15 protein-coding genes are annotated in these 25,119 nt (G+C 67.0%); 8 read left to right on the top strand and 7 right to left on the bottom strand.

Annotated elements, in window-relative coordinates; genetic code table 11:
• Positions 1-177: 177 nt before the first annotated feature.
• The gene (locus tag ACIQ51_RS05445) at positions 178-3,477 is read right to left on the bottom strand and encodes a glycosyl hydrolase (RefSeq protein ID WP_396204003.1); all 3,300 of its coding nucleotides are present in this window, start codon (positions 3,475-3,477) and stop codon (positions 178-180) included.
• 128 nt (positions 3,478-3,605) lie between these two features.
• Here ACIQ51_RS05445 and ACIQ51_RS05440 point away from each other — a divergent pair, with 128 nt between their 5' ends.
• Positions 3,606-5,903 carry a S9 family peptidase gene (locus tag ACIQ51_RS05440; RefSeq protein WP_396204002.1) on the top strand — a complete coding sequence of 766 codons (2,298 nt, stop codon included), beginning with the start codon at positions 3,606-3,608 and terminating at the stop codon, positions 5,901-5,903.
• A 141-nt stretch (positions 5,904-6,044) separates the two neighbouring features.
• Here the strand turns inward: ACIQ51_RS05440 and ACIQ51_RS05435 are convergent, their stop codons facing one another.
• Positions 6,045-6,413 carry a hypothetical protein gene (locus ACIQ51_RS05435; protein WP_396204001.1) on the bottom strand — a complete coding sequence of 123 codons (369 nt, stop codon included), beginning with the start codon at positions 6,411-6,413 and terminating at the stop codon, positions 6,045-6,047.
• 250 nt (positions 6,414-6,663) lie between these two features.
• Here ACIQ51_RS05435 and ACIQ51_RS05430 point away from each other — a divergent pair, with 250 nt between their 5' ends.
• Positions 6,664-7,605: a hypothetical protein gene (locus ACIQ51_RS05430; protein WP_396204000.1), complete on the top strand. Its 942-nt coding sequence runs from the start codon at positions 6,664-6,666 to the stop codon at positions 7,603-7,605.
• Here the strand turns inward: ACIQ51_RS05430 and ACIQ51_RS05425 are convergent.
• Both ACIQ51_RS05425 and ACIQ51_RS05420 read right to left on the bottom strand, forming a co-directional pair.
• A complete protein-coding gene (locus tag ACIQ51_RS05425; protein WP_396203999.1) occupies positions 7,556-7,954 on the bottom strand; it encodes a hypothetical protein in 399 nt (132 codons plus the stop codon). The genes ACIQ51_RS05430 and ACIQ51_RS05425 overlap by 50 nt on opposite strands.
• 1,058 nt (positions 7,955-9,012) lie before the next feature.
• Complete coding sequence (locus ACIQ51_RS05420) at positions 9,013-9,786, bottom strand: SDR family NAD(P)-dependent oxidoreductase (RefSeq protein ID WP_396203998.1); 774 nt, start codon at positions 9,784-9,786, stop codon at positions 9,013-9,015.
• A 196-nt stretch (positions 9,787-9,982) separates the two neighbouring features.
• Between ACIQ51_RS05420 and ACIQ51_RS05415 the strand changes: the two genes are divergently transcribed.
• Together ACIQ51_RS05415 and ACIQ51_RS05410 are read left to right on the top strand one after the other, a co-directional pair.
• Positions 9,983-11,008 (top strand): HmuY family protein, encoded by a 1,026-nt coding sequence (locus ACIQ51_RS05415; protein WP_396203997.1) that lies wholly within the window; start codon positions 9,983-9,985, stop codon positions 11,006-11,008.
• A gap of 7 nt (positions 11,009-11,015) precedes the next feature.
• Positions 11,016-13,199, top strand: coding sequence for a TonB-dependent receptor domain-containing protein (locus tag ACIQ51_RS05410; protein ID WP_396203996.1), 2,184 nt, complete (start codon positions 11,016-11,018; stop codon positions 13,197-13,199).
• A 32-nt stretch (positions 13,200-13,231) separates the two neighbouring features.
• Here ACIQ51_RS05410 and ACIQ51_RS05405 read toward each other — a convergent pair whose 3' ends face one another.
• From ACIQ51_RS05405 to glgP, 3 genes are all read right to left on the bottom strand, one after another.
• On the bottom strand, positions 13,232-15,040 hold the full coding sequence (locus ACIQ51_RS05405; RefSeq protein ID WP_396203995.1) for a DUF3536 domain-containing protein: 1,809 nt from the start codon (positions 15,038-15,040) through the stop codon (positions 13,232-13,234).
• Between the two features lie 14 nt (positions 15,041-15,054).
• A complete protein-coding gene (locus tag ACIQ51_RS05400) occupies positions 15,055-16,554 on the bottom strand; it encodes a glycogen synthase (protein ID WP_396203994.1) in 1,500 nt (499 codons plus the stop codon).
• A gap of 75 nt (positions 16,555-16,629) precedes the next feature.
• A complete protein-coding gene (gene glgP / locus ACIQ51_RS05395) occupies positions 16,630-18,804 on the bottom strand; it encodes an alpha-glucan family phosphorylase (RefSeq protein ID WP_396203993.1) in 2,175 nt (724 codons plus the stop codon).
• Between the two features lie 165 nt (positions 18,805-18,969).
• Between glgP and thrA the strand changes: the two genes are divergently transcribed.
• From thrA to ACIQ51_RS05375, 4 genes are all read left to right on the top strand, one after another.
• Positions 18,970-21,510, top strand: a complete 2,541-nt coding sequence (thrA, locus tag ACIQ51_RS05390; RefSeq protein ID WP_396203992.1) for a bifunctional aspartate kinase/homoserine dehydrogenase I — start codon at positions 18,970-18,972, stop codon at positions 21,508-21,510.
• Positions 21,511-21,520: 10 nt separating this feature from the next.
• Positions 21,521-22,870: a threonine synthase gene (gene thrC / locus ACIQ51_RS05385; protein ID WP_396203991.1), complete on the top strand. Its 1,350-nt coding sequence runs from the start codon at positions 21,521-21,523 to the stop codon at positions 22,868-22,870.
• Complete coding sequence (locus tag ACIQ51_RS05380; protein WP_396203990.1) at positions 22,867-23,616, top strand: SDR family NAD(P)-dependent oxidoreductase; 750 nt, start codon at positions 22,867-22,869, stop codon at positions 23,614-23,616. The genes thrC and ACIQ51_RS05380 overlap by 4 nt, the downstream gene beginning before the upstream one ends.
• A gap of 73 nt (positions 23,617-23,689) precedes the next feature.
• The gene (locus ACIQ51_RS05375) at positions 23,690-25,084 is read left to right on the top strand and encodes a DUF4403 family protein (protein ID WP_396203989.1); all 1,395 of its coding nucleotides are present in this window, start codon (positions 23,690-23,692) and stop codon (positions 25,082-25,084) included.
• Positions 25,085-25,119: the final 35 nt, after the last annotated feature.

The raw sequence follows: 25,119 nt of genomic DNA, 5'->3' as shown, positions 1-25,119 counted from the left end.
GTCGCGATGCGAGCCGCGGGGGCCCCGCCGCCCCGGGAGCGACTCTCTGAGGGGGTGAGGCCGGCGCGCGCGTGAGCGCGTGCACGGCCACCCCCGAAGCACGTCGCGACCGGGGTGAGCGGGAGCCCCCGCGGCGACTCCCGCACACCATACCAGCCCCGACCAAGACCCAGACCGTCAGCCGATCGGCTTCTTGGGCACGAACACGTTCGGCACGCCGAGCTTGGACAGCAGCGCGTTGAAGTCGCTCAGCTCCTCGTCCTCGAGCCCCTGCAGCGTCTTCAGCTGCACATCCAGCTTGCCACCCAGGTCGCTCGTGATCTCGCCGTGCTGCTGCGTGGGAGGGTTCGTCCCTTCGAGCACCTGCGAGTTGAGTGAGATGAACATCTGGTAGAGCTTGATCGGATAATTGAGCGTGGCCTGATCCGCTTTGGTATACACCTCGTAGATCTCCGCGCGCACCGCCTCCAGCTTCTTGCGCAGTGCGCTCGACGCATCACGCACTTCCTTGGCGTACGCCTGTGCACCCGCCTGCCGTGCGCGCTCGTCGAGCTGACGCTGCAGGTCCTGGATGCGCTGCACCGTTTCCGTGATGCTGGTGATGCGCGCCCCCACCGCGTTGGCCGCATCGAACTGCGCCCGATACTCGGCCGCCGTGAGCGTCACGCGAGGGTCGGGACGGATCGTGAACGGCTGCGACAACGTGTCGCTGCCCACGATCAGGCGCACCGCGTAGTCGCCTGGGACCGCCGTGGGGCCATCCGTCGACCCGTCGTCCACGATGGCGCCCGGGATCGTCTTCGGTGCGGGGTAGCTCAGATCCCAGGTGAAGCGGTTCGCGCCGGCACGCGCGTGTACCACCGAATCTGCGGCGTCGTAGGCCAGCGCTTCCGCATTCTGCGTGGTGCGGATCCGCGCGGCCGCGGAGTCGGCCGCGGCATTGCCGGTGCTGTCCTTCTTCGCGGGCCCGGCGCTCGTGAAGGTCCGGATCACCTTGCCGCCCTGCTCGAGGATCTGCAGGACGATCGGGGACGTCGGTGCCTCCTTGAGCCAGTAGTCCACGTTCACGCCGTAGCGCGGATTGGCGCCGGCCGTGAGCGAGGCGCGTCCGCTCCCACCGCCGCTCACCCAGCGAACGGCCGGGGCGGGGGCAAACAGGTGCGCCGACTTGGCGGTGACCGGCTCGCTCAGCGCACGCAGCATCGAGATATCGTCGAGTGACCAGAAGGCACGGCCGTGTGTGCCCACGATCAGGTCGTTGTCGTGCACACGCAGGTCGCGGATCACGACACGCGGTAGGTTGAGCTGCAGCGGCTCCCAGCTCGCGCCATCATTCAACGAGACGTACACCCCCGTTTCGGTCCCGGCGAAGAGCAGCCCCTTGCGCTTGATGTCGCTGCGGATGGCACGAGTGTACGCGCCCATGGGGATGCCGCTATCGATACGCGTCCAGGTGGCGCCGTAATCCGTGGTCTTGAAGAGGTACGGCGCGAAGTCGTCCTGCTGGTAGCGGTTGGCTGCCACGTAGGCCGTGCCCGCCTCGAACGGTGACGCCTCGATGATCGACACGCGCGTGAAGGCGCCGAAGGCCTTGGGCGTCACATTGGTCCATGTGGCGCCATTGTTGCGCGACACGTAAATGAGGCCGTCGTCGCTGCCGGTCCACAGGACGCCCTTCGTGACCGGTGACTCGGCGAACGCGAAGATCGTGGCGTACCACTCGGTCCCCGTCATGTCACCGCTCACCGGGCCGCCGCTGCGTCCCATCGTGGCCGGGTCGTGCCGCGTGAGGTCGCCGGAGATCTTTTCCCAGCTGCCGCCCTGATTGCGCGACCGCCACAGATACTGTGACGCCGTGTACAGCACGTCGGGGTCATGCGGCGAGAAGTGGATGGGGAAGGTCCACTGGAAGCGCTGTGGTACGTCGGCTACGGCATATCCATCGTAGTTGCCCAGCCATACCGACACGTCGCGGCGCATGTTGGTCTTGCGATCGTGGCGCGAGAGCTGGCCCATGTAGCAGCCGCCGAAGGTCACGTCGGGGTTGCGCGGGTCCACCGCGATGTAGGCGTTCTCGCAGCCGGCCACCGGGAACCAGTCACGCTCGGTGATCGCGCCGCGATCGGAGCGGTGCGCGATGTTGACCGTACTGTTGTCCTGTTGCGCCCCCAGAATACGATAGGGCTGGGACTGGTCGGTGGTCACGTGGTAGAACTGCGACGTGGGCTGGTTGTCCTGGGTGCTCCACGTGCGGCCGCCGTCGAGGGAGATAGTGGCCCCACCGTCATTGCCGTTGATAAGGCGGTCCGGGTTCTTGGGGTCCACCCACATGATGTGCGTGTCACCGTGCGGCACCCGCGCCGTGCTGAAGGTGCGGCCGCCATCGATGCTGCGGCTCACCTGCAGGTTCATCACGTAGACCGTGTTCTCGTTCACCGGGTCGGCGGTGATGCTCATGTAGTAGAACGGGCGCACCACGAACTTCTGGTCGCTGTTGGTGCGCGTCCAGGTGGCGCCGCCGTTGTCGCTGCGGAATACGCCGCCCAATGAGTCCTGCGCCTCGATGTTGGCGTAGACGCGCTGCCCGTTCGCCGGCGACACGCTCACGCCGATCTTGCCGATCAGCCCCTTGGGCATTCCGGGATTGAAGGTGAGCTCCGTCCACGTGTCACCACCGTCGGTGCTCTTCCAGAGGCCGCTGCGACCGGCGCCGGCGTTCATGCCCCACGGCGTGCGCTGGAACTTCCACAGGCTCGCATACAGGATGCGCGGGTTGGTCACGTCGATCGACAGATCCGCCGCGCCGGTGCTGTCGTCCACGAACAGCACCTTCTTCCAGGTGGTGCCGCCGTCGGTCGTGCGGAACACGCCGCGGTCGGGGCTGGGCCCGAAGGCGTGGCCCAGCGCCGTCACGTAGGCCACGTCGGGGTTGGTGGGGTGCACGCGCAGGCTGGTGATGTGCTGCGTGTTGGCGAGCCCGCGCGGCGTCCAGGTGTCGCCGCCGTCGGTGCTGCGGTACACGCCCGTGCCGTACGTGATGTCTTCGCGCGGCTTCCCCTCGCCGCTCCCCACCCAGATCACGTTGGGGTCACTCGGCGCCACGGCGATCGCGCCCACGCTCGAGAGGTCCGTCTTGCCGTCGGTGATGTTGGTCCACGAGGCACCGGCGTTGGTGGTCTTCCACACGCCACCGTTCACGGCCCCAAAGTAGAACACCAGCGGTCGCGTCGGATCGCCGGTGACGGCCGTGGACCGGCCGCCGCGGAAGGGGCCCACGAGGCGCCACTTGAGCGACTTGAAGGCCCGGTTGGTCTTCGTGCCGTCGGAGTAGAGGGCGGGGTCGTAGGCCGGGCGGCTTGAGGCCGACGACGCGGGGCGGGGGGCACGCTGGGCCTGAGCCTCGAGCGCGACGGCGGTCAGGAGCGCGGCGGCGAGGCCGCGTGCCCATCCGTAGAGAGAGGGGAATCGCGTGTGCATCCGGTGAGCTTGCCGATGATGCCGTGTTCGGGCAAGGGGTATTTTCAACCTGTCGCGACCGCGTGGCGCGAGCGACATTCTGGTCGCCATAGCAGCAGCCGCTCGTCCCTCCACCCGGAATGCGCCCGATGTCGCATCGACTTTCCTCTCGCCTGACCGCCCTGGTCGTGCCGGTCACGACCGCCGTGGTCTGGAGCGTGTCACTGGAGGCGCAAGGCGCCGCCAAGCGCCCCATGACCTTCCTCGACCAGCAGCGGCTCCGCAGTGCCGGGGCGCCGGCGCTCTCGCCCGATGGCAAGCAGCTGCTGTATGTGCTCACCACGCCGGACTGGAAGGAGGCCACGAGCCAGAGCGACATCTATGTCGTCGCCACCGATCGCGGCCTCCCGAGCACGAAGCAGCTCACCTTCACGTCCGCGAAGAACGAGGGCAGTCCGCGCTGGGCGCCCAAAGGTGGGTGGTTCGCCTTCAGCAGCAACCGCGAGGCGCCGGCGGCGAGCGCCAATCAACAGCAGCTCTTCGCCATGCGCCCGGACGGCGGCGAAGCGCGCCGCATCACCATGGCGCGCGAGGGCGTGTCGAACTACCAGTTCACCCGCGACGGACAATGGCTGGTGTACCGGAGCGGCAAGGCCGGGGAAGAGCAGCTGTATGCGCTCGCGGTGAGCGCGATCGAGGCCGGCACTGCCCTCGATTCCCTCACCCCCACCGTACTCACGAAGCACGCCACGGGCGTGGGCGACTGGCGCATCGCGCCCAACGACGCGCGCATCTACTACACCAGCGCCGACACCGTCGACACGGACGAGAAGCTCCGCCGGGACAAGAAGTTCACCGTGAACGTGCGCAACGCCGCGACCCCCACGGTATCGCTGTGGGCCCTCGACCTGCGCTCGGCGGGATACCCCACCACGCGCCTCACGCGCGACACGAGCCTGGCGGTCGCCGGGTTCACCATGTCCCCCGATTCGCGGTACGTGGGGTTCAACGCGGTCCCCAACAACCGCTACAAGCGCAACATCACGGAGGAAGGGATCTACGCCGACGTGTTTCTGCTCGACACGCAGGGGAACACGGTCGAGCGGTTGACGACCAACGAGGAGATCGCCGAGAGCCCGCTCAGCTTCTCGCCGGACTCGAAGACGATCGCGTTCTCGGCGTCGGACGACCTCACGCGCTACACCATGAAGAACCGCCGCGTGTACGTGCGCGACGTGGCGGCGAAGGGGGCGACGTTCCGCAAGATCGGCGACCTCGATGGGGACAACTCGGTCGACTTCTGGTCGGCCGATGGCCGTACGATCTATTTCAATGAGGGGTTCAAGGCCACCCAACAGCTCTTTGCGCTCGACGTCGCGAGCGGTACCGTGAAGCCGGTCACGTCGGTGCAGGGGGTGGTGACCGTTTCGCAGGACGAGACCAGCAAGCGGTTCCTCGTGAACTACAGTGACCCCGTCACGCCGCCGTCGCACTATACCGTGGGCACGCTGGCGGAGCTGCCGAAGAAGGCGACGTGGGTCCAGCTCACCGATCCCAATCCCTGGGTGCGGGAGCAGATCGCCCTCGGCGAGGAGACCGAGATCAGCTGGACGTCGAAGGACGGCAAGACGGTGGGTGGGGTGCTGCTCAAGCCCGTCGGCTACGAGCCCGGGAAGACGTATCCGCTGCTGGTGGCCATTCACGGGGGCCCCGCGGCTGCCGACCTGCTGAGCTTCAACGGCGGCTATGGTGCGCAGGCGTACGCCGGGCGCGGCTGGGTGGTGCTGATGCCCAATTACCGGGGGAGCACCAACTACGGTGAGGCCCACAAGAACGGGATCGTGGGCAACTACTTCGATCCCGGTTATCAGGACATCATGACCGGGGTGGACGCGCTCATTGGCCGGGGCATGGTCGATAGCACGAAGATGGGCGTGCTCGGCTGGAGCGCTGGCGGGCACTGGAGCAACTGGATCCTCACGCACACGGACCGCTTCAAGGCGATCTCGAGCGGGGCCGGGACGAGCAACTGGATTTCGATGTATGCGCAGTCCGACGTGCAGCGCAATCGGCAGCACTACCTCGGCGACAAGCTGCCGTACGATGACTTCGAGGCGTATTGGAGCCAGTCACCGATCCGCTACATCCGCAACGCGAAGACGCCCACGATGATCCACGTCGTGGAGGGCGATCCCCGTGTGCCGAGCCCGCAAAGCGTGGAACTCCACATGGGGCTCAAGCGCGTGGGCGTGCCCACGGAACTGTTCATGTACCCCGGCGCGTCGCACGGCATCCCCGACCCCCGCAACCGGTTGGTGAAGAGCATGTCGGAGCAGGCGTGGATGGACTACTACGTGCTGGGCAAGGGCAACACGTTCTCGTGGCGCGACGTGCTGAAGACGCTCGAGGAGCCGAAGGCCGAGAAGAAGGTGGACATCAAGGGGTGAGGCGTTGCGCTGCCCACTGACACCTGCCAGTGAAAACTGAAAACTCCCCGCCGTTCGCGCGATGTCCGTTTCGGGTGACGGATCGCGAGAGCGGCGGGGAGTCTTGCGTGTGCAGCGACTGCGGTCGGTCCTTACCGCAAATCAGCCCGCCATCGGCCGCGGAAACGGGCTCGGCGTAGCCAGCGCGTCCTGCGCCGCCGCCAGCACCGAGGCGGGAAGGGGCCCAGAGCCGGCCCGACGGGCGGCCTCGACCACCATGCTCAGTGCGCGCGCCTGGGCCGCATACGCCGCAATCAGGGCGCCGCCGGCCCCCGGCGTATTCATGATGTCATGTGCCAGCAGGTCGAGGTGCTGCACCAGCGCCGGATTCGGGGCGGTCGGATTCGTCGTGTCCGACCGACCTGCACGCGGCTTGGGGGCACTGCTGAGCCCCGGAAACTGCGACGGCGCGAGCGCCTCCTGAATCCGACCGTTGGTGGCGGCCAAAGCGGCCAAACGACGGCGTGCCACCTGCGACGACTCAAATCCCACGGAATTTCCTCGGAATGGGCACCTGAAGCGGACAGAATCACGACAGTCCTCTTGACAGATGCCGACCTGTTACATAAATGCGACGGTGACGGCGGTGCGCAGCATGCGGGATAACCCCATGCTGGTGTGGCGCTTGGGCAGGTCAGCTCAGGAGCGGACCGACCCAGAGATTCGTTGGTGCTGCACTTCCTGCAGGACCCCGTTCGAGCTCTCCCCTCTCGGAGGCTGGATGCCCGTCCTCACACCGATTGCAGATCGTGACCTCGCCGCGCGGGACCTGGCCGAATTGGCCAGAACCACGCTCGATGAGCATTGGGCTGTCGCCGCCATTCCCACCGAACGCCGCGCCCTGCTGCTGGAGCGAGCCGATGCGGCGGCGCTGTTGCCCGGCGACGGACTGGGCGAACCCATTGCCGACGGGCTGGCACTGCTGGGCACCGCCTACGAACTGGCCGCGCTCGGACAGCTGGACGTAGCGCTCCAACCGGTGCCCAGTGCGGGGCGCGACCTGGCGCAAGCGGTCCTGGCCCTCGGTGCGGCGCGCGCCTTCCGCTGCTCGGCGGCGCTCCGCCCCCCACTCGATGACGGGGAATCCGCCATCAAATGGGCGCTCAAGCTCGGTGCCCTCGCCCTCGTCTCCAGGCAAACCGAGAGCTACGTGCGCTGGTGGGAAGCCCGTGCCCACGTGGCCGACGTCGTGACGGGTGCGGCAAGCCGCCTCGACGCCGAACCCTGGGAACCCTACGCGCGTGGAACGTTGTGGATGGCCTGGCTGGGGCTCATGGGGGCGCCGGTCGCCGGTCTCCCGGAAAACGCCACCGATGAACTTCCAATGCTGTCGGCCACCCGAAACCGTCTCGCCGCCTTCCGCGAACGCCGAGCCGAGCACGAGGTGCCGGGGGAGGGCCCCGTCCTCAATGCTGCGGCCCTGCGTGCGCGGATGACGGAGTTCGCCATCCGGCATCTGGCCGACGCGACCGAATTGCTGACGGTCGCGGTGCTGAGACGGACGCTCCCCGATGTGAGTGCCGAGTTTAAGCTGCACCTGAGTGCAGCCCGCTCGGCGATGGCGGGCGATCATGGGCAGGACGTGCTGCTGGCGTGGTTACAGGCTGCCGGCGTTACGCTGGCAGGCGGCGTGACCGCGCAGCTCGAACTCCCAGGATTTTAGTCTTCCCGCTGGCGCCCTTGGCGCTGCGCCACACCCGATACACCCGGCGGCCGGTGCTCCCCACCGGAAACGCCACGCGCCCTCCACCGAGGGGGATGATATCGGCCAGCAAGGCGCCTAGGGCGCTCCTGGCCTCGATCGACGCGTCAGGGTCGGTCTCCGCCTCCATCCCGGTGTCGATGCGGTACCAGACGACGCCAGCGGCGCCCTCCGCCCGCACGACATACTGATCGTCGACCGTCCAGAACGCGTCGAATCGGACCCCGTCGATATCCGTGTGGATAGCAAGGCTTGTGATGGGGGCGGGCTCCATCTGACCGATTGGCGCGTCAACGGCGACGACGTGCATAGTTCTATTCCGTGAGAAGGCAGGAACGTGATCGCCATCGATGCGACGTCAGTTGCTTCGTTGGCGGGCGAGGATGTTAGGAGGATCCACGCGCCAACGCAATACACCACTTGTAGGCTAAGTTGTTGCTATTATTGTTTATATCTGTGGGAAAGCGTGTGGAGAAACGGCTAAGTGCCCATCGCGATTGACGCTCCGGCCAGAGGGTCTGTGGAAAAGCGACTCTGTGATGCTCTGCCGTGTCGTGGCATACAGGGGAAGGTTTTCCACAGTAGCGGGAATCACGAAAGTGCTCTTTGCTGGTTTGCCTTCACGTGTTCCTTGGCGTTCCGTTCGTGACAATCGCCGAGTAAAGATGGGTCCGGCGGTCCACTGTCTTGGGTGGGTCGGTGAGCCGGCAACGAGCGGTGGCACGGGAGAGGTCAGGCCGCATACCGACGGGCTCTGCCTCGCTGTATACGCTGTGGAGAACTCTGCGGAAACGGCTTACCAGGTGGCCAGCTCGACGGCCGTAGCGGCACCGCGTGGGGGATCTTCTTGCGGTGTCGCGCCCGGTGGCCTTAGCGAGGTGCGGTGCGCGGCACTCGCCGGCACCGCGCGGCGGGGGCGATGGTCGCCCTCGTCTGCAGGTGAGGGTCGATGGGCGCGCTGTGGTCTCGCTCCGGACAGGGACCGCCGACGTCCGAGGTTGCGAGAGAGCAATCACTCAACGCAGATAACAAATTGAAAAAAATAGAGATAGCTATTTGTATATCATGTGAATTCTTAAGCATGGTCTAGCGGTCGTGTTCTCCTCTTCGCGAACGTGGCGCGGGGGCGTGGCGTGAGAGAGGGCATGGGAATGACGGCGCTGCGATGCCAGCAGTATCGCGACAGTTCCGCCGTTTTCCACATGCCAGACCGCGTGGCGGACGCCCCCGACCGACGGGCCTCGATCGCTGAGGCGGGCCGTGGATCACATTTGCGATATCACATTTTTGGATTTCCACGCGCGAGCGCCGGCCGTGGTCTCGACGATGGGGCTCGACACGGCGTCGCCACGATCCGCCGCTTGCCGCTCAGGGATCCTGACCGATCGCCGCAAAATGTTGTCCCACCAGCTCGGCCGTCCCGGCGCGGGTATAGACGTCGGCCCGCCGATCCGCGATCACCCGGGCGATCACCTCGGCCGCCTCATGGGCGCTCTGTGCGTTCGGCAGCGTTCGGGAGTCTGGGCCGCCATGCACGGCGTTGCTGCCGAACGCCGTGTGTACCACGCCGGGGCTGACCAGCGAGAATTGGATGTCGGGATGCGTCTCCTGCACCTCCGTCCGCATCGTTGCGGTAAGGGAATTGAGGAAGTGCTTGGCAGCGCTGTAGGCCGAGCGTTGGGGGGCCATGGGAATGCGCCCCAACAGCGAGGAGACGTTCACCACATGGCCGCGGCCGATCAGCTTGAAGTGGGGCAGCACCGCCTGCATACCATACAGGGCCGACTTCACATTCACGCGCATCATCTCATCGATGTCGTCGTCGGTCAGCAGCGATGTGGCCCGGGTGATGCCCCGGCCCACGTTGTTGACCCACACGTCGAGGCGACCAAAGTGAGAGAGCGCGGTCTCCACCACGTCGTCCACCTGGGCGCGTACGGTCACGTCCGCCCGCACGATGATGGCGGAGCTATCGGTACCCAGCGAGGCGGCAACATCGGCGAGAACGTCGGCTCGACGGGCCACCAGCACCAGGCTGTGGGTGGGCGCCAACTGGACGGCAAGCGCCGCGCCGATGCCGCTGCTCGCACCCGTGATTACCACCACCGGACGGGCGGCGCGAGGAGATGGGGAGGCTGTCATCTGTGCAAGCTAAAGGAATGAACCAGAGCAGGGCGCCAGCCGGGGACCACGGGTTTTCCCTGATCTCATCCTCGTAAGAATTACGAATGCAACCCCTCGGTGTGCGTCTATAGGATGACGCATGCGAACTACCCATCGGCATCCGCTCCAGCGTTTTCAGTCGCCGCGCGTCCGTCGCGCCGCACGGTCCTTCTCCATGGTCGTTCTTGCCGGGCTGGCTGCCTGTGAGGGCGAGGCCGATCCGACCGGCCCGAACGGCGGGGTGCGTGAGCCGGCCGTGAACGAGATCGTCACCACCCAGCCGCTCAACGCGAGCAGCAACGACACCCTCGTCTACTTCAGCTTCGCCAACGGTACCCTTGTCCCGCGCACCGGCGACTGGGATCTGGCACTGCGCCGCTACGAAGTGCGCCTTGCCTCGCCGGCCACCGGCGCGTCGAAGACAGTCCTCGGCCACACGATGGCCACCAATGCCTCGGCCACGAGTAATGAAGTACTGGCGTTCACCCCGGCGAACACGCGCGCGGCGTTCGACGCGATTCGTGATGGCCAGGTGCCCGTCGAGGATCAGTTCGTGACCGACCGCCTCGCCGACAACCCCCAGGGGCACATCGTACTGGGGAACATCCCGGTGGCGAACGCGGCGCAGTTCTGGAAGGTGCGATTGGCCAACGGGCAGTTTGCCGTGTTCCGCAATGCCCGCATCCGGTTCACCGGTTTCGTGACTGACACGCTGTACATCGAATCGCGCTTGCAGACAGGCAACAGCCTCGGGGCGGTGCAGGCGCTGGCGGTGGTGCCGGCTGGGCAGGCACGCGCGATCAGCCTGACGACGAACAGCGTGGTCACGCCGAACGGCTGCAACTGGGACCTGCAGTTCAATCCCGGCTCGCGCTCGCTGGCGATCACCCTGAACACGGCGTGCAACGCGGGCACCTATCCCGGCAGTGCGTCGCCGACCTTTGCCGGGGTTACCACGGCCAGCGATGCGCCCACGTTCGCGGCGTATCTCTCCCAGCTCGTCGGGCCCATCCCCAACTCGATCCTCGACACCGCGGCGCCGTTCCGGTACGACCTCACGGGCCAGCAGCGCCTTCACCCCGCGTTCAACACCTACCTCGCGAAGGTCGGCACGCGCGTTTGGAAGTTCCAGGTGATCGACTACTACAGTAACACGGGCGTCCCGGGGTATCCTACGCTGCGTTACGCGCGCATTCGCTGATCACGCGATGGTATTGCGTTCACCGCTGCACGGTCTGCGGCTGATGCGTCCGCTGGTGCTCGTGCTGCTGCTGGCGGCGGGAGCTCGCGAGAGCGCAGCGCAGACCGTCAACGGCTTGATCAGGGGCCTCGTTACCGCTCGCGGTGACGGGGCGCCTGTCGTTTCCGCCGAGGTGAAACGCGTGGGAGGCAGCTCGCGCGCGCGGACCGATCAGCAGGGGCGCTTCGAGCTTTCGGCCGGCTCGGGCGACACGCTGCTTGTCCGCATGCTGGGGTTTCGTGAGACGCGGGTGATCGTACGCGCGCAGAACGAACAGCTGCAGGTCGCGCTCGAGCCGCTGGCTACCGTATTGCCCGTGTTCACCACCACCATGGGCCAACGCGTCATCCGCGCGAGCGAATCGCCGCGTAGCGTGACGGTGGTGGACCGCGCGGAGATCGAGGCCGTGGCCGCGGTGGCGGCCAATCAACTGCTCCGCCAGCTGCCCGGGTTGCAGGAGCTGCCGGCCCCGCCCAGCAAAACGAGCATCTCCATTCGTGGATTTGATGATGCTCGGGTACTGGTGCTTGTGGACGGCGAGCCGGTGGCCGGCTCACTCGTGGAGAGTCGCGACATCGGTCGGCTCAGCACCATCGCGACCGAGCGTATCGAGGTCACCAAGGGCCCGTCGAGTGTGGAATTCGGCAGCGACGCTCTGGGCGGTGTGATCAACATCGTGCAGGCGGCGCCTACCAAAGCGCTCGCCCTCGACGGGGTGGTGCGTCAGGGAGGACTCGGTCGGGAGGAGGCCACGCTCGGCATGAGCCAGACGGTGGGGCGGGTCGGGTATCGCCTCAATGGAGGCTGGCGGCAATCTGATCGGCTTACCGGCTACAACGCGGCCGGCTCCACCTTCAACCGCATATTCGATCTGCGCAGCGATGTGCGTGTGGCACTCGCTGATGGCTGGAGTGCCCGCCTCGATGTGCAGGGCTCGCAGGAGCGCCAGCGCTTCCCGCTCGACGCCAACTTCAACGGCTTCATCGACAACCGCGGTGGGCAGGGCTTCGCGGAAGTACAGGGGCCGGCATTGGGCGGTCGACTGCGACTTCGGGCCTTTCAACAGCGGTTCAGCTATCAGTACCGCCAGTCACGCGAACTGCTGCCCATTCGTGGGTCCGCCGACTCAGTGGAGCAGCAGGAACGTCAGGGGCGCTACCTGCTCGCGTATGCCGCAGTGAAGGGAGGCCACGCGATTGATGCCGGTGTGCAGCACTCACGACGCACGCTCGTAGCACCCACCAAGGTGGATGGGGACAGCGCACGCGAGCTCATCACCGAAGTATTTGCCCGCGATTCGTGGACGGTCGGGAACGTGCTGCTCACGGCGGGGGCGCGCCACACCCAGAGTACGCTGTGGGGTGCCGCCACCAATCCGTCGGTGGGATTGGCATGGCAAGCCCGCCCGACGTTGCGCCTGCGTTCCAACATGGCACGTGGCTTCCGCGCCCCGGGGTTCAAGGAGATCCGCTATACCTTTTTCAATCCCGCTGGTGGCTATGAGATCGTGGGGAACCCCGAGCTGCGCCCTGAGTCGTCGTGGAGCACGAGTGCCGGTGGCACGTGGGCACCCCGCAGCAGTCTCTCGTTCGATGTGGAAGCCTACCGCAACGATGTGCAGGATCTGGTAGACTGGAGCTACCGCGGGGACAACGCCGCCGGGTTCCAGACCTATGCCAACGTGAATGTGGCGCGCGCGCGCACGCAGGGGATCGAGAGCAACGTGCGCCTCACGGTGTTCGGCAGTGAGGTCAGCGCCGGCTATGATTTCCTGCACGCCCGCAACCTGCGGACCGGTCTGCCACTCACCCGCCGGGCCACTCATACGGCGCGGGTGCGTCTGGCGCGTGATGTCGCACTGCTGCGTGGCCTCGCGTCCGATCTCTCGGTCCGCTACACCGGCAGCGCGCCGCTCATCGGCATCCCCGCCGGCGCGCCCATCACCGGTCCGTTCAGCACCGAGCAGGGCATCATCGGTCGGCAGGGGGCGCTGCTGTCGGTCGACGCGCAGCTCCGGCTGCAGCTCACGGCCACCGCCGAACTCTCCGCCGGCGGCAACAATCTGCTCGATCAGCAGCCGGCCCTGTGGACACCGGCATTTCAGCGGCAGCTGTTTGTGGGGCTGCGCGTCCGGTGGGGAGGCACGAGGTAACCGCGCACGACCGGAGAGGCGCCTCGGTGTGGTTAGTCCGCGACCGCCAGCAACGCCGCATCCTCACTGGCCTCACGCCGCAACAGGAGCTGTGCCATGAGCTCCGGGAACTCGTGCACCGCCACCTCTTCCTCCGAGCCGTCTACGCCGCCTGAGGAGCGCACCCGCGCGAGACGCACCAGGAGCGACGGGCCTGCGCCACGCACCGTGCCGGTGAACGAGGCCCGCGCCCCCGTGCGGCGATGTGTCGTGTCGACCTGCCAGGCCGTGCCCACCGGGGAGGCCTGCACATCGTACACCGTCACGCGCGTCACCAGCATGCCGGCGGCGGCGCTCGCAATAGCGGAGGCGGCGACGCAGAGCGTATGATCGCGGTGGGGCAGGGCTTCGCGCACGAACACATCGCTCGCGCTCGGTGAGCCGGCGAGGCCGTTGGTGGCCGGGGCCAGCCACTGGACGAACGCCGGCGTGAGACGCGCAGCGGCGCCACTCAGCTCGAGGCAGCGCGCGGCGTAGCGTAGCACCTGCCGTACCTCGAGACGGTCCACCTCGTCGAAGAACCACGCGCAACTCGTGAACAGGCGCAGCGTGGCGCGCTCGAGTTCGAGCAATTCACGTATTCGCTGCAGGGCCGTCTCGTCGCTGCCGTCACGGGCCACCAGACGCGCAAAGTCGGCGAGCGCGTTGCCGTCCTGCGCCACCACGTCGCCATACGCATCACGGACATCCCACACGTCGCGGGCGAAGAGGTCCCGTCCCTCCCGCTCGTACACCTCGTGCGCATGCGTGGCCAGCTGCTCGAGCGCCCCCCGCAGCGGACCGCGCCACTGTTGCAGCGCCGGCTTGCCGCCGTCCAAGCGGCAGCCGCAGTTGCTGCGCCACCGGTCCACACCATGTGCACAGCTCCACGCCGACGGCGACACGAGCGTCACCGTCTGGGTCGCCGGGTGATTGGCTACCAGTGCCGCTGCGTTGGTGAGGCGTGTGCTCGAATGGCGAGCCACCAGCGAAAGGCCCTCCAGCAGCGCGGCATCCCCACCCTTGTGGTGGTGGCCGAATGTTTCACCGTCGGTGGCAAGGGTCGTACAGCGTGGGGCGACCATGGGCATGTCACGGTACGGGGTGAAGCGCTGCGCAAGCGCCTGCGCATTGCGCAGCAAGCCGCCGAACGCCACGTCGCCCGCCAGCGAGCCGTCGTATGGGACGATCGTCAGCGTCCGCCCCGAGGCGCCTACCCACCGTACCGGCATACCACTGCCGTCGTGTCCCTGCACCTGATACGGCGCGAGGATCGTGAACCGCACCCCTTCCGCCGCCACGGCCTCGAGCGTGTCGTCGTCCGCGGCACATTCCGGCAGCCAGATCCCTTCGGCCTCACGACCGAAGCGGCGGCGGAAGTCACGCAGGCCCCAGCGAATCTCCGTGCGGCGCTCGCGCGGTGCCGCGAGCGGCAGGATCACGTGATGATAGGGGGCCGCGATGGCGTTGCCATGCCCCCACCGCCGCACGCTCGCCGCGTCGCCCTGCTGCATGGCACGCAACGTGTCGGGCGCTTCGCCATCGAGCCATTCGCACAGGGTCGCGCCAGCGTCGAAGGAGCACCAGGCATAGAGGTTCACCACGCGGGAAAGACCGGCGCGCGCATCAGGATCCCGGGCCGCCGCTCGCGCATCGCGACGATGCGCTTCCGCCTGCGCCAGCCGCATGTAGCACTCGCGGTTGATCCGCGCATTCCAATCGTGATCCGGTGCGGCCGACGGCTCCGCATGCACCACCTCCAGCCACGGATCCTCGCGCGGTGGCTGGTAGAGATGCTGGTGAACGATCAGCGAATGATGCATGGCAGTAGGGAGGGTCAGGCGCGCCTTCTGGCGATGTCGATCGCCCGACGGTACCCCTCGGCATAGCGCTCGGCCGAGCGGTCCCACCCGAAGTCGCGCAGCATGGCCGTCTTCATGCGCGGCAGCCACGCCGCTGGGTTATGGAAGCGCGCGAGCGCCCGCTGAATCGCCCAGTCGAGCGCCGGCGGTTCGAAGGCGTCGAAGAGGAAGCCCGTGACATCGTCCTCAATGGTATCGGCAAGACCGCCCACGCGTCGGCCAATCGGCAATGCCCCGTAGCGCTGCGCCCGCAACTGCGTGAGGCCGCACGGCTCGTACTGTGACGGCATGAGGAATAGGTCAGCGCCCGCCATGAGGCGATGCTCGAGACGATCGGTGAACTCGAGCTGTACCCCCACGTGGAGCGGGCGCGCTTGCGCGAGGGCCGTGAGCGCCGCCTCGTACCGCGGTTCCCCCGCGCCAAGGAAGACGAACTGTGCGTCGAGGTGCCGCACCAAGTGTGAGTTGAGGATGAGGTCGAGCCCCTTTTGTGCCACCATGCGGCCGGTAAAGCCGAAGAGCGGCGTGCGACGGCGCTGCGGGAGACCGAATGAGCGCTGTAGCGCTGCCTTGCACTTGGCCTTATTGGTCGGATCATCCGCGTGGTACATCGCGGTGATCTGGTCGTCGCGGCTAGGATCCCACACCTGCTGGTCGATGCCGTTGATGATCCCGGTGAACCGGTTGCCCAGCCACTGAAACACTTCCTGCAGGCCGAAGCCGCCCCCCGGCGTGCGCAACTCCGTGGCATGGGTGGGGCTCACGGTCATGACCATGTCCGCGAAGGTAAGCCCCGCCTTGAGGAAGTTGATGCGGCCGTACCACTCGGCATGCTCGAACGTATACACCTCGGGGGGGATACCGCATTCGGGCAGCATCGACGCCGGGAAATGGCCCTGATAGCCGGCGTTGTGCACCGTCAGCACCGTGGGCGTGCCGGCGAAGCGCTCGCGCAGGTCGGCATACGTCCGCATGTAGAGCAGGGCCAGCGAGGCATGCCAATCGTGCGCATGCACCAGGACCGGTCCGCCGATGAGGCGCGGAATGGCGTCGAGCACCGCTCGCGAGAACAGGGCAAAGCGGCGTGCGTTGTCGGCGTAGTCCCGACCGTGCTCCCCGTACAACCCGCCGCGCGCAAACGCCGACGGGATATCGACGAAGACGACCTTGGGACCCTCCGGCGCCCGTACCTCGCGGAAGAAGCGCACCTCTTCGCTACGGTAACCGAGATCCACACTGATGGGGCGACCGAGCGGTGCGAGATCGGGCGCACAGTCGCGCACGGTCCGGTAGAGCGGGAGAAATACCACGACGTTGGCGCCGCCCTGCACTTGCACCCTTGCCAGCCCCGCGACCGCTTCGGCCAGCCCCCCGGAGCGGGCAAAGGGGCTGTACTCCGACGTGATGTGCACAATGGTCGGCGCGCCATGCCCGGGAGTGCGGACGAGTGGCGAACCAAAGCTAGGGACTGACATTGAAGGGAAGGTCATACGATTAATGCTGACAGAAGCCCGCGCCGCTATCGCGAGGCGGGCGCTCGGCTCGGCCGATCATGCGACGGGTGGATCATCGGGGAGGGAATCGCCAAGGATGGACGGTGCGTAGTACGCACGCGCATACTGCTCCACCATGCGTCGTGCGGTGAACTGCTGGCCGGCCACACGGATGGCGTGCTTCATCGTAGTGAGCCAACGACGCGGCAATTCCGACTTGTCGCGCTCGTAATAGCGGGGTACCACGTCGCGCTCAAGCAGCTCGTACAGGCGGCTGGCGGTGTTCACGCCCGCGTCGTCATCCACTTCCGGCTCGATGGCCCAGCCATTGGTTCCTTCGTAGCCCTCTTCCCACCAGCCGTCGATCGTGGAGCACTGCGGTACACCATTGAGGGCGGCCTTCATGCCGCTGGTGCCTGACGCTTCAAGCGGCACGCGCGGCAGGTTCATCCATAGGTCCACGCCTTGCACCAGCAGATGCGCGAGGTGCATGCCGTAGTCTTCGACGAACGCGATGCGCCCCTCGAACTGCGGGTCGCGCGTGAACTGATAGACGGTCTGCAGCACCTGCTTGCCTGGCGTGTCCGCCGGATGCGCCTTGCCGGCAAAGATGATCTGCACCGGGCGATTCACGTTCGTCACGAGCCGCTTGAGGCGCTCCACGTCCCGGAAGATCAGATCGGCGCGCTTGTACGTGGCAAAGCGGCGCGCGAAACCGATCGTAAGCGTGTTGGGGTCGAGCAGCGTGCCCGCACCCACCAGCTGCGAGGTCTCGATCGCACCCTGCGCGAAGGAACGGCGGGCCTCCTCGCGCACCAGGCGCATGAGCGTATTCTTGAGGAGCCGATGCGTGTCCCACAATGTCTCGTCGTCGAGCGAAAGCACCTGCTCCCAGAGCGCCGGATCATTACTGTGCCCCCAGGCGGGCCCGAGATGCTCGTCGAGCAGCGTCATGATGGGGTTCGCCATCCACGTGGCGAGGTGCACGCCGTTGGTCACGTGCCCCACCGGGATGGATTCTGCCGGACGTCCCGGCCAGAGCGCGCGGCTCATGTCGCGTGTCACGATCCCATGACGGCGCGACACGGCGTTCACGCGGCGCGACAGTCGTACGGACGCCGCCGTCATGTGGTAGACGTCCGATCCCGATTCCGGGTGATAGCCGATGCGCAGGAACGTCTCGGCGTCGATACCCATGTCCTGCCATGCACCGTTGGCGCACTCGCGCACTTCATTCACGTTGAAGTGGTCGTGCCCCGCAGGCACCGGCGTGTGTGTGGTAAACACGCTGCAATTGCGCACGCGCTTGACCGCCTCGGCGTACGGCACCCCCGTCATGCAAAGCTCCCGCACGCGCTCGACCATCATGAACGCGGCGTGCCCTTCGTTGGCGTGCCAGGCCGCCGGATCGATGCCCAGCGCACGGAGCGCGCGTACCCCTCCAACGCCGAGCAGCCACTCCTGACGCAGGCGCATGGCTGGCCCGCCCGAGTACAGCTTCGAGAGGAGGGGACGGTCGTCGGGGTGGTTCTCCTCCAGATCGGAGTCGAGGAGATACACTGGGACGCGCCCCACCTGCATCTTCCACACGCGGATGTGCACGTCGCGGCCGAACGTGTTCACCGTCACGAGATGGCGGGCCCCATCCCGGCCGGGCAGCGGCACGAGCGGCACGCCGTCGAACTCAATGCGCGCATCGCTGTCTTCCTGCCAGCCGTCCACCCGAATGCGCTGGTCGAAGTAGCCGTTGCGATACAGAATCCCCACCGCTACCAGCGGCACGCCCAAATCGGACGCCGTCTTGAGATGGTCACCGGCGAGGACGCCAAGGCCGCCTGAATAGATGGGGACCGAGTTATGGATGCCGAATTCGGCGCAGAAGTACGCGACCGTCCGGCCACGAAGCTCGGGAAAGGTGCGCGCATACCACGTGTGCTCCACGGAACGCTCCGCCGCGAGCCATTGCATGGCGCGGTCGTACAAGGCGCAGAACACCGAATCGGTCGCGAGTTCGTCCAGGCGCCCCGGCTCCACCAGCTGAAGCAGGCGGATCGGGTTGTGGCGCGTACGATGCCAGAGACTCTCGTCGATCGCCCTGAACAGCGAGCGGGCCTCACGGTTCCAACTCCAGGCGAGGTTCTGCGCGAGGTGCGCCAATCCGGCCAGACGTCCCGGCAGCGCGGGCGGCGCCTGGACATAGGGGAATTGCGGCGCGTCGGCGAGTAAGGTCATGGCGAAGAGTTCACTTGTTTCTGAAAACGAGCCTGGGTGGAGTCTAGCACCCGTACGCCGGAAAGTATGCCCCTCTCGGTAGGGTGTGGACAGGTGAAGCAGCCGGGACTAGTGTCGGGAAGTCCCGGAGGGCGCTCCGGGCGTTGTCACACACCGGTCTCATTCATGCCCGCATCGTCCGCTCCGTCGTCCAGACGAGTCAAATCGACGGCGATCGAGGTCTTCAAGTTCGGCGGCGCGTCGCTCATCGATGCCGCCGCGGTCCGTCATGCCATTGGCATCATTCTGACGACCCGCCCGACACGGACCGTGACGGTCGTGTCGGCTCTCGCAGGCGTGACGGACGCCTTATTGGCAATCGCCGAGGCGGCGCGGATCGGTGACAGTCGCGCGGTCGACGCCGGTGTCGACCGCTTGCATACCCGGCATCGGCAGGTGGCCGAGGGCCTCCTGTCATTGGCGCGGGACCGGAAGCTGTTGCTGGCGGACCTCGACGCAGCGTTCGCCGAATTGCGCACCCTCGCGCACGGGGTGGCCAGTCTGCGGGAGCTCACGCCTCGCACCCGGGACTTCCTAGTGGCACGCGGCGAACAGCTGTCGGCGCGCTTGGTGGTAGCGGGGCTCAAGGGGGGGGGAGCCAAGGCCCAGTACGTCGAGGCGGCCGAAATCATCCGAACGGATGGGGTGTTTGGCAACGCCTTTCCCGACCTGTCCGTGACGGACAAGCTCGTGCGGGAGCGGCTTCTGCCACTGGTGCGTCGTCGGATCGTTCCGATCGTGCCCGGGTTCGTGGGAGGCGGCGTGGACGGCGCGCTCGTCACGCTGGGGCGGGGAGGCAGCGATCTCACCGCCACGGTGCTGGGACGGTCGCTCAAGGCGCAGCGCATTACGCTCTGGAAAGACGTACCGGGGCTCATGACGACCGATCCCCGTCTCGTGCCGAGTGCGCGCATCGTGCCGCAGCTCAACGTGCGCGAAGCGGCGGAGCTGGCGTACTACGGTGCCAAGGTGCTGCATCCGCGCGCGCTCATCCCGCTCGCGCACATCACAGTGCCGGTGTTCGTGCGACCGTTCGCCGAACCGGACGCGCCGGGTACGGAGATCTCCACGCGGCGCACCCTGCAGCGATACCCCGTCAAGGCGCTCAGCATCGTGCGCGATCAGGCGCTCGTCACGGTCACCGGCAACGGGATGCTGGGGGTGCCCGGTATTGCCGCGCGTACGTTCTCGGCATTGCAGCAGGCCGGCATCAGTGTCACGCTCATTACACAGGCCTCGTCCGAACACTCCATCTCGTTCTGCGTGCCGGCGGATCGAGGGCAGGCCGCTCGTACGGCGCTCGAGCCGGCGTTCGCCCTCGAGTTATCGCGCCGTGAACTCGAAGGTCTGGATGTGAAGACTGGTATGGCCACGCTCGCCGTCGTGGGCCTCGGCATGGCGGGGTCCCCCGGCATTGCCTCCCGCATGTTCTCGGCGCTGTCGCGGGCGGCGGTGAACATCGTGGCGATTGCGCAGGGTTCGAGTGAACTCAACATCTCTGTGGTCATTGCCGAGCGCGATGCGGAACGAGCGGCGCGCGTGGTGCACGACGAGTTCCAGCTCGACAAGATCGGCGGCGGCGGCCTGCGCGACGACGATCGCCTTGATGTGATTCTGCTCGGTGTGGGGCACATCGGCCGCGAGCTGCTGCGCATCCTGCCACGTACACGCCGTCGGGTGAAGCCAACGATCGTGGGACTGATCGACCGCAGTGGCTATCTCTTCGATCCCGACGGCCTGTCTACGCGCACCTTGCTGGCGGCCGTCTCCCACAAGGAAAAGGGGGCCTCGCTGATGAGCCTCCCGAAGGCCCAGCGTGCCAGTGCGCCGGAGGCGGTGGCGCAGATCGCAAAGCATGCGCTCTCACGTCCGGTGTTGGTGGATCTCACCGCTGACGAAACGTTGCCGGCCATCCGACGCGCGATCAGTGCCGACTGGGACATCGTGCTCGCCAACAAGAAGCCGCTTGCGGCGCCACGGGCCGATGTGCAGGCGCTACGGGCGCTGGCCGCACAGCACGGCGCGCGCATTCTGCACGAAACCACGGTCGGTGCGGGGCTGCCGGTGATGGACAGCTACGCCAAGCTGGTGGAGACCGGGGACAAGGTTTTGCGCGTGGAAGGGTGCACGAGCGGCACGCTGGGCTTCCTGCTCACCGAGATCGGGCGGGGCATTCCGTTCAGCGAGGCGCTGGGGCAGGCGATGGCGCTCGGCTACACCGAACCCGACCCGCGCGACGATCTCTCCGGCATGGACGTGGCACGCAAGGCGCTGATCCTCGCGCGGCTCATCGGCTTTGCCGGTGATCTGGCGGATGTGATCGTCGAGTCGCTGGTTCCGGAGGCGTTCCGCGCCATGCCCGTGGCGAAGTTCAAATCGACGCTTGCCCAGCAAGATGCGTTGTGGGCTGCGCGGCAGGCCGCCGCCACGAAGCAGGGGCGCGTTCTGCGGTACGTACTGCGCGCCACGCCCACGAAGGTGACGGTGGGGCTGCAGGCCGTGCTGCCGTCGCATCCGCTGGCTGGCCTCCGCGGCACCGACAATCAGATTGTATTCACCACCCGACGCTATCGGGCGCATCCGCTCGTGATCACCGGCCCCGGCGCGGGACCTGCGGTCACCGCCGCGGGGGTGCTCAACGACATCCTCCAGCTCACGCCGGCCTGAGGCCCAGACCATGGCAGTGAACGATTCGATCTTCCTGCACGCCCACGAAGCGCCGGGCCAGCAGAGTCTCCAGCGGTGCGATGCCTGCGGGCTCGAACTAGCGGAGCGCGATGCGAGCCCCGAGTGTCCGCAGTGCGGTGGGCTGCTCGCGATCATTCACCGCGCGCCGGTCGACGTGATGGGGGCGCCGCTCGCGGCCAACGTGATCCAGCACGCCTTCATGCAGCACTGCTGTGCGATGCCCATGGGGCACCCCAGCGGTGTGTGGCGCTTTCAGTCGCTGGTCATGCCCACCGCCGGCGAGGCCATCACGAGCCACCCCGAGGGCAATACGCCGTTGCTCACGCGAACGCGTGTGAGCGCCTGGGCCGGATGCGAGGGGCTGCTGCTCAAGCACGAGGGCTACAACCCCACCGGTTCCTTCAAGGATCGTGGCATGACGGTGGGCACCACGCAGGCGGTACGCACCGGAGCCACTGCCGTGGCATGTGCCAGCACGGGCAATACGTCGGCGGCGCTCGCGAGTTATGCCGCGCAGGCCGGTATTCTGGGGCTGGTCTTCGTACCGGCCGGGAAGGTGGCGCTCGGCAAGATGGCGCAGACCCTCGCGTACGGTGCGACCACGCTGCTCGTACGCGGGGACTTCGATGACTGTCTCCGCCTCGTACAGGATGCGTCGCGTGAGCTGGGCATCTATCTGCTCAACTCCATCAATCCATGGCGCGTGGAAGGGCAGAAGACCATCGTCTTCGAGATCCTGCAGCAGCTTGGCTGGCAGGCCCCCGATTTCATTGTGTTGCCGGCAGGGAACCTCGGGAACACCGCGGCCTTCGGCAAAGCGTTGCGTGAGGCGCACGCGCTCGGACTGATCGATCGCCTGCCGCGGCTGGTGAGTGTGCAGGCGGCCGGCGCGGCGCCCTTTGCGCGTGCCTTCCGCGAAGGGTTTACCGCACGCCATCGCGTGCAGGCCGAAACCATCGCGACCGCCATTCGCATCGGTGACCCGGCCAGTTGGGATCGTGCCGTACGCGCCATCCGCGAAACCGACGGGATCGTGCTCAGCGTGACCGACGAGGAGATCATCGACGCCAAGGTGCAGATCGACGCGGCCGGCGTGGGCTGTGAGCCGGCAAGCGCTGCCAGTGTGGCCGGCGTGAAACAACTCGTTCAGAACGGTACCATCACGGCAGCCGACCGCGTGGTGGCCGTACTCACCGGACACGTTCTCAAGGATCCCGGCATGCTCGTCGAGCTGCATCAGCGCGCGGACTTCGCGCAGGCCAACCGTCCCCTCGAAATCGACGCCACCGTGCAAGCGGTCGCCGATGTGCTCAAGACCCGCAGCGGAGCATCACGATGAATGCCGCAATGAATGCGGGCAGTCCCCGACGCACGTTGGTCACCGGCGCGTCGCGCCCGCTCGGCGTGGAACTCGTGCGCCAGAGCCTCATACGCGGGGATCGTGTGTATGCGTGCTGCCGCAACCCGGCGCGGGTGCCCATTCTGGCCGACCTGCGCGCGGAGTTTGGTGGGCTTGAACTGCTGCCCCTCGACCCCGCCGATGCATCGAGTGTGGCCGAGGTGGTGCCAGTGCTCGAGAGCCTCACCGAATCGCTCGACCTGCTCGTGATCGGACCGGCCGAGCTGGGGCCGCATGACACCCTCGAAACAGCGGAGCGCGATGAACATCTGCAGTCCCTCACCGGCAGTGGGCTCACGGAGCATTTCCGCCGTCATGCCGTGGCGCCGCTGTTGCTGGTGCGCACGCTGCTGCCATGGCTTGTGCGCGGGGATGCGGCGCGCGTGCTGGTGGTCAACAGCTGGCTCGCGTCGCTCACCGGGAAGTCGCAGGGGGGAGACTATGCCACCTGTGCGAGTGGGGCCGCACTGAACATGCTGGCGCGCACGTTGGCGCACGATCTCGCTGGCGAGCGCGTGGTACTCTGTCTGGGCAACCCCGGAAACTATGCCACCACCCCGGACGGGCCCGCGTTCAAGGTACCAATTGAGGACGCCGCTCTTGGGATGCTCATGCAGTCGGACCGGTTACCGCTCGATCGTACTGGGGCGTTCCTCGACTGGACGGGGGCTGAACGCGCGTGGTGAGCATCGTGCCGTGATGCGTGCCGCGGTTCGTGCCGCCTCGGTACCCTTGACGAATACCTCGCCGGAGGTCGTCGTGCGCTGGGGCCTGGTGCTCGCTTTCGCCGCGGCCTGCTCCTCCGCTCCGGCTCCCGCTCCGGCCCCGGTACCGGCCGGCGCGGGGGCGCGATCGGCGGTGCCGACCGAGAAGAGCGGGTCAGCAGGCGTTGGTGCGCAGGCCGTCGTCCCCGTACGCGTCACCTACGTGTTGCGTGCGTTGCGTCCGTCGCTCGATTCGCTCTTTCCCGCGCGTGATTCACTGTCGGCGGCTCAGTGTGCCACGGCGAAGGGACTGGTCTGTCACCAGTACGTGTATCGCCGCGAGCCGCTTGTGCTACACAGCGAGGGCAATCGACTGCTGATCGATACGGAACTCGCGTATCGCGCGCGGCTCGGTGTGGTGGGCGGAGCGCGGGTGGCGAGTTGCGGCTACGCCCCCGAGACCATGCGTCGCGCCTCGCTCTCCATGAGCACCGCCCTGTACTGGCGGCGCGATTGGCGCATTGGTGCCCAGGAGACCCGGCTTGCGGCCACGTTGCGCGATGAGTGCCGCGTGACGGCGCTCGAGGTGAATGCCACGCGTACGCTGCAATCGGTTGTTGACAATCAGCTTGGGCGCTTCGCGGCGCAGGCCGATACCGCCATTCCCGTAGCGGCCGACTTTCGCCCCCTGGCCGATTCGCTCTGGCGCAGCTTTCTCGAACCCACCGCGCTCGATTCGCTGGGCACGCTGTGGATGCTACTCGAGCCGGAAGCGGTGCGCGTGACGCCGTTCGTCGGCGCCGGCGTGAACATCACCACCACCATGGTTCTGTATGCGCGCCCGCGTATCGTGGCCGGAGCGCGTCCTGCCGTGCGCGCGCGTCCGCTGCCGCCACTGACACTCGGGACGGCGCCCGCCGACTTCATCGTGCCGGTCACGGTGGAGTTGCCCTTCGCGGAGTTGTCGCGTCGTGCCACCGAACTGATGATCGCCGAAACGGCAAAGCAGTCGGTCAAGGTCGATACCGTGTTCGTGCGCGGGGCAGGGGACACCATCACCGTGGATCTTGCGGTGTCCGGTGCGCTCCGCGGGCGCCTAGGGCTCGTGTCGCGCGTGCGCTGGGATTCGGTCGCCCGTGAACTCCGGCTCGATGACCTCGACTGGTCGCTGCAGAGTCGTGGCGCACTCTCGCGGGTGAAGGCGACACTGGCGGCGCCACTCGTGTCGCTCGCGGTGCGCCGTGCCACCAGTGGCGGCAAGGTGCCGCTCGGTGCGCAGCTTGATTCAGCCCGTACGGAGCTCATGGTGAAGCTCAACGGCCAGCTTGCGCCGGGGGTCGTGATGGGCAGCAGCGTGCGCGAGGTGCAGATTGTGGAGGTCGGCACCACCGCCACCGCCATCGTGGTCCGCGCGCGGCTCACCGGTCAGAGCGGGGTCTGGGTGCAGTAGGCGCCCGCTGTCTCGCCCTACATCTTCGGCATCAG

It is taken from the genome of Gemmatimonas sp. (genome assembly GCF_044344655.1).
Taxonomy (GTDB): Bacteria; Gemmatimonadota; Gemmatimonadetes; order Gemmatimonadales; family Gemmatimonadaceae; genus Gemmatimonas.
The sequence above is the reverse complement of the archived record's forward strand: the minus strand, read 5'-3'. Positions and strand labels throughout refer to the sequence as shown.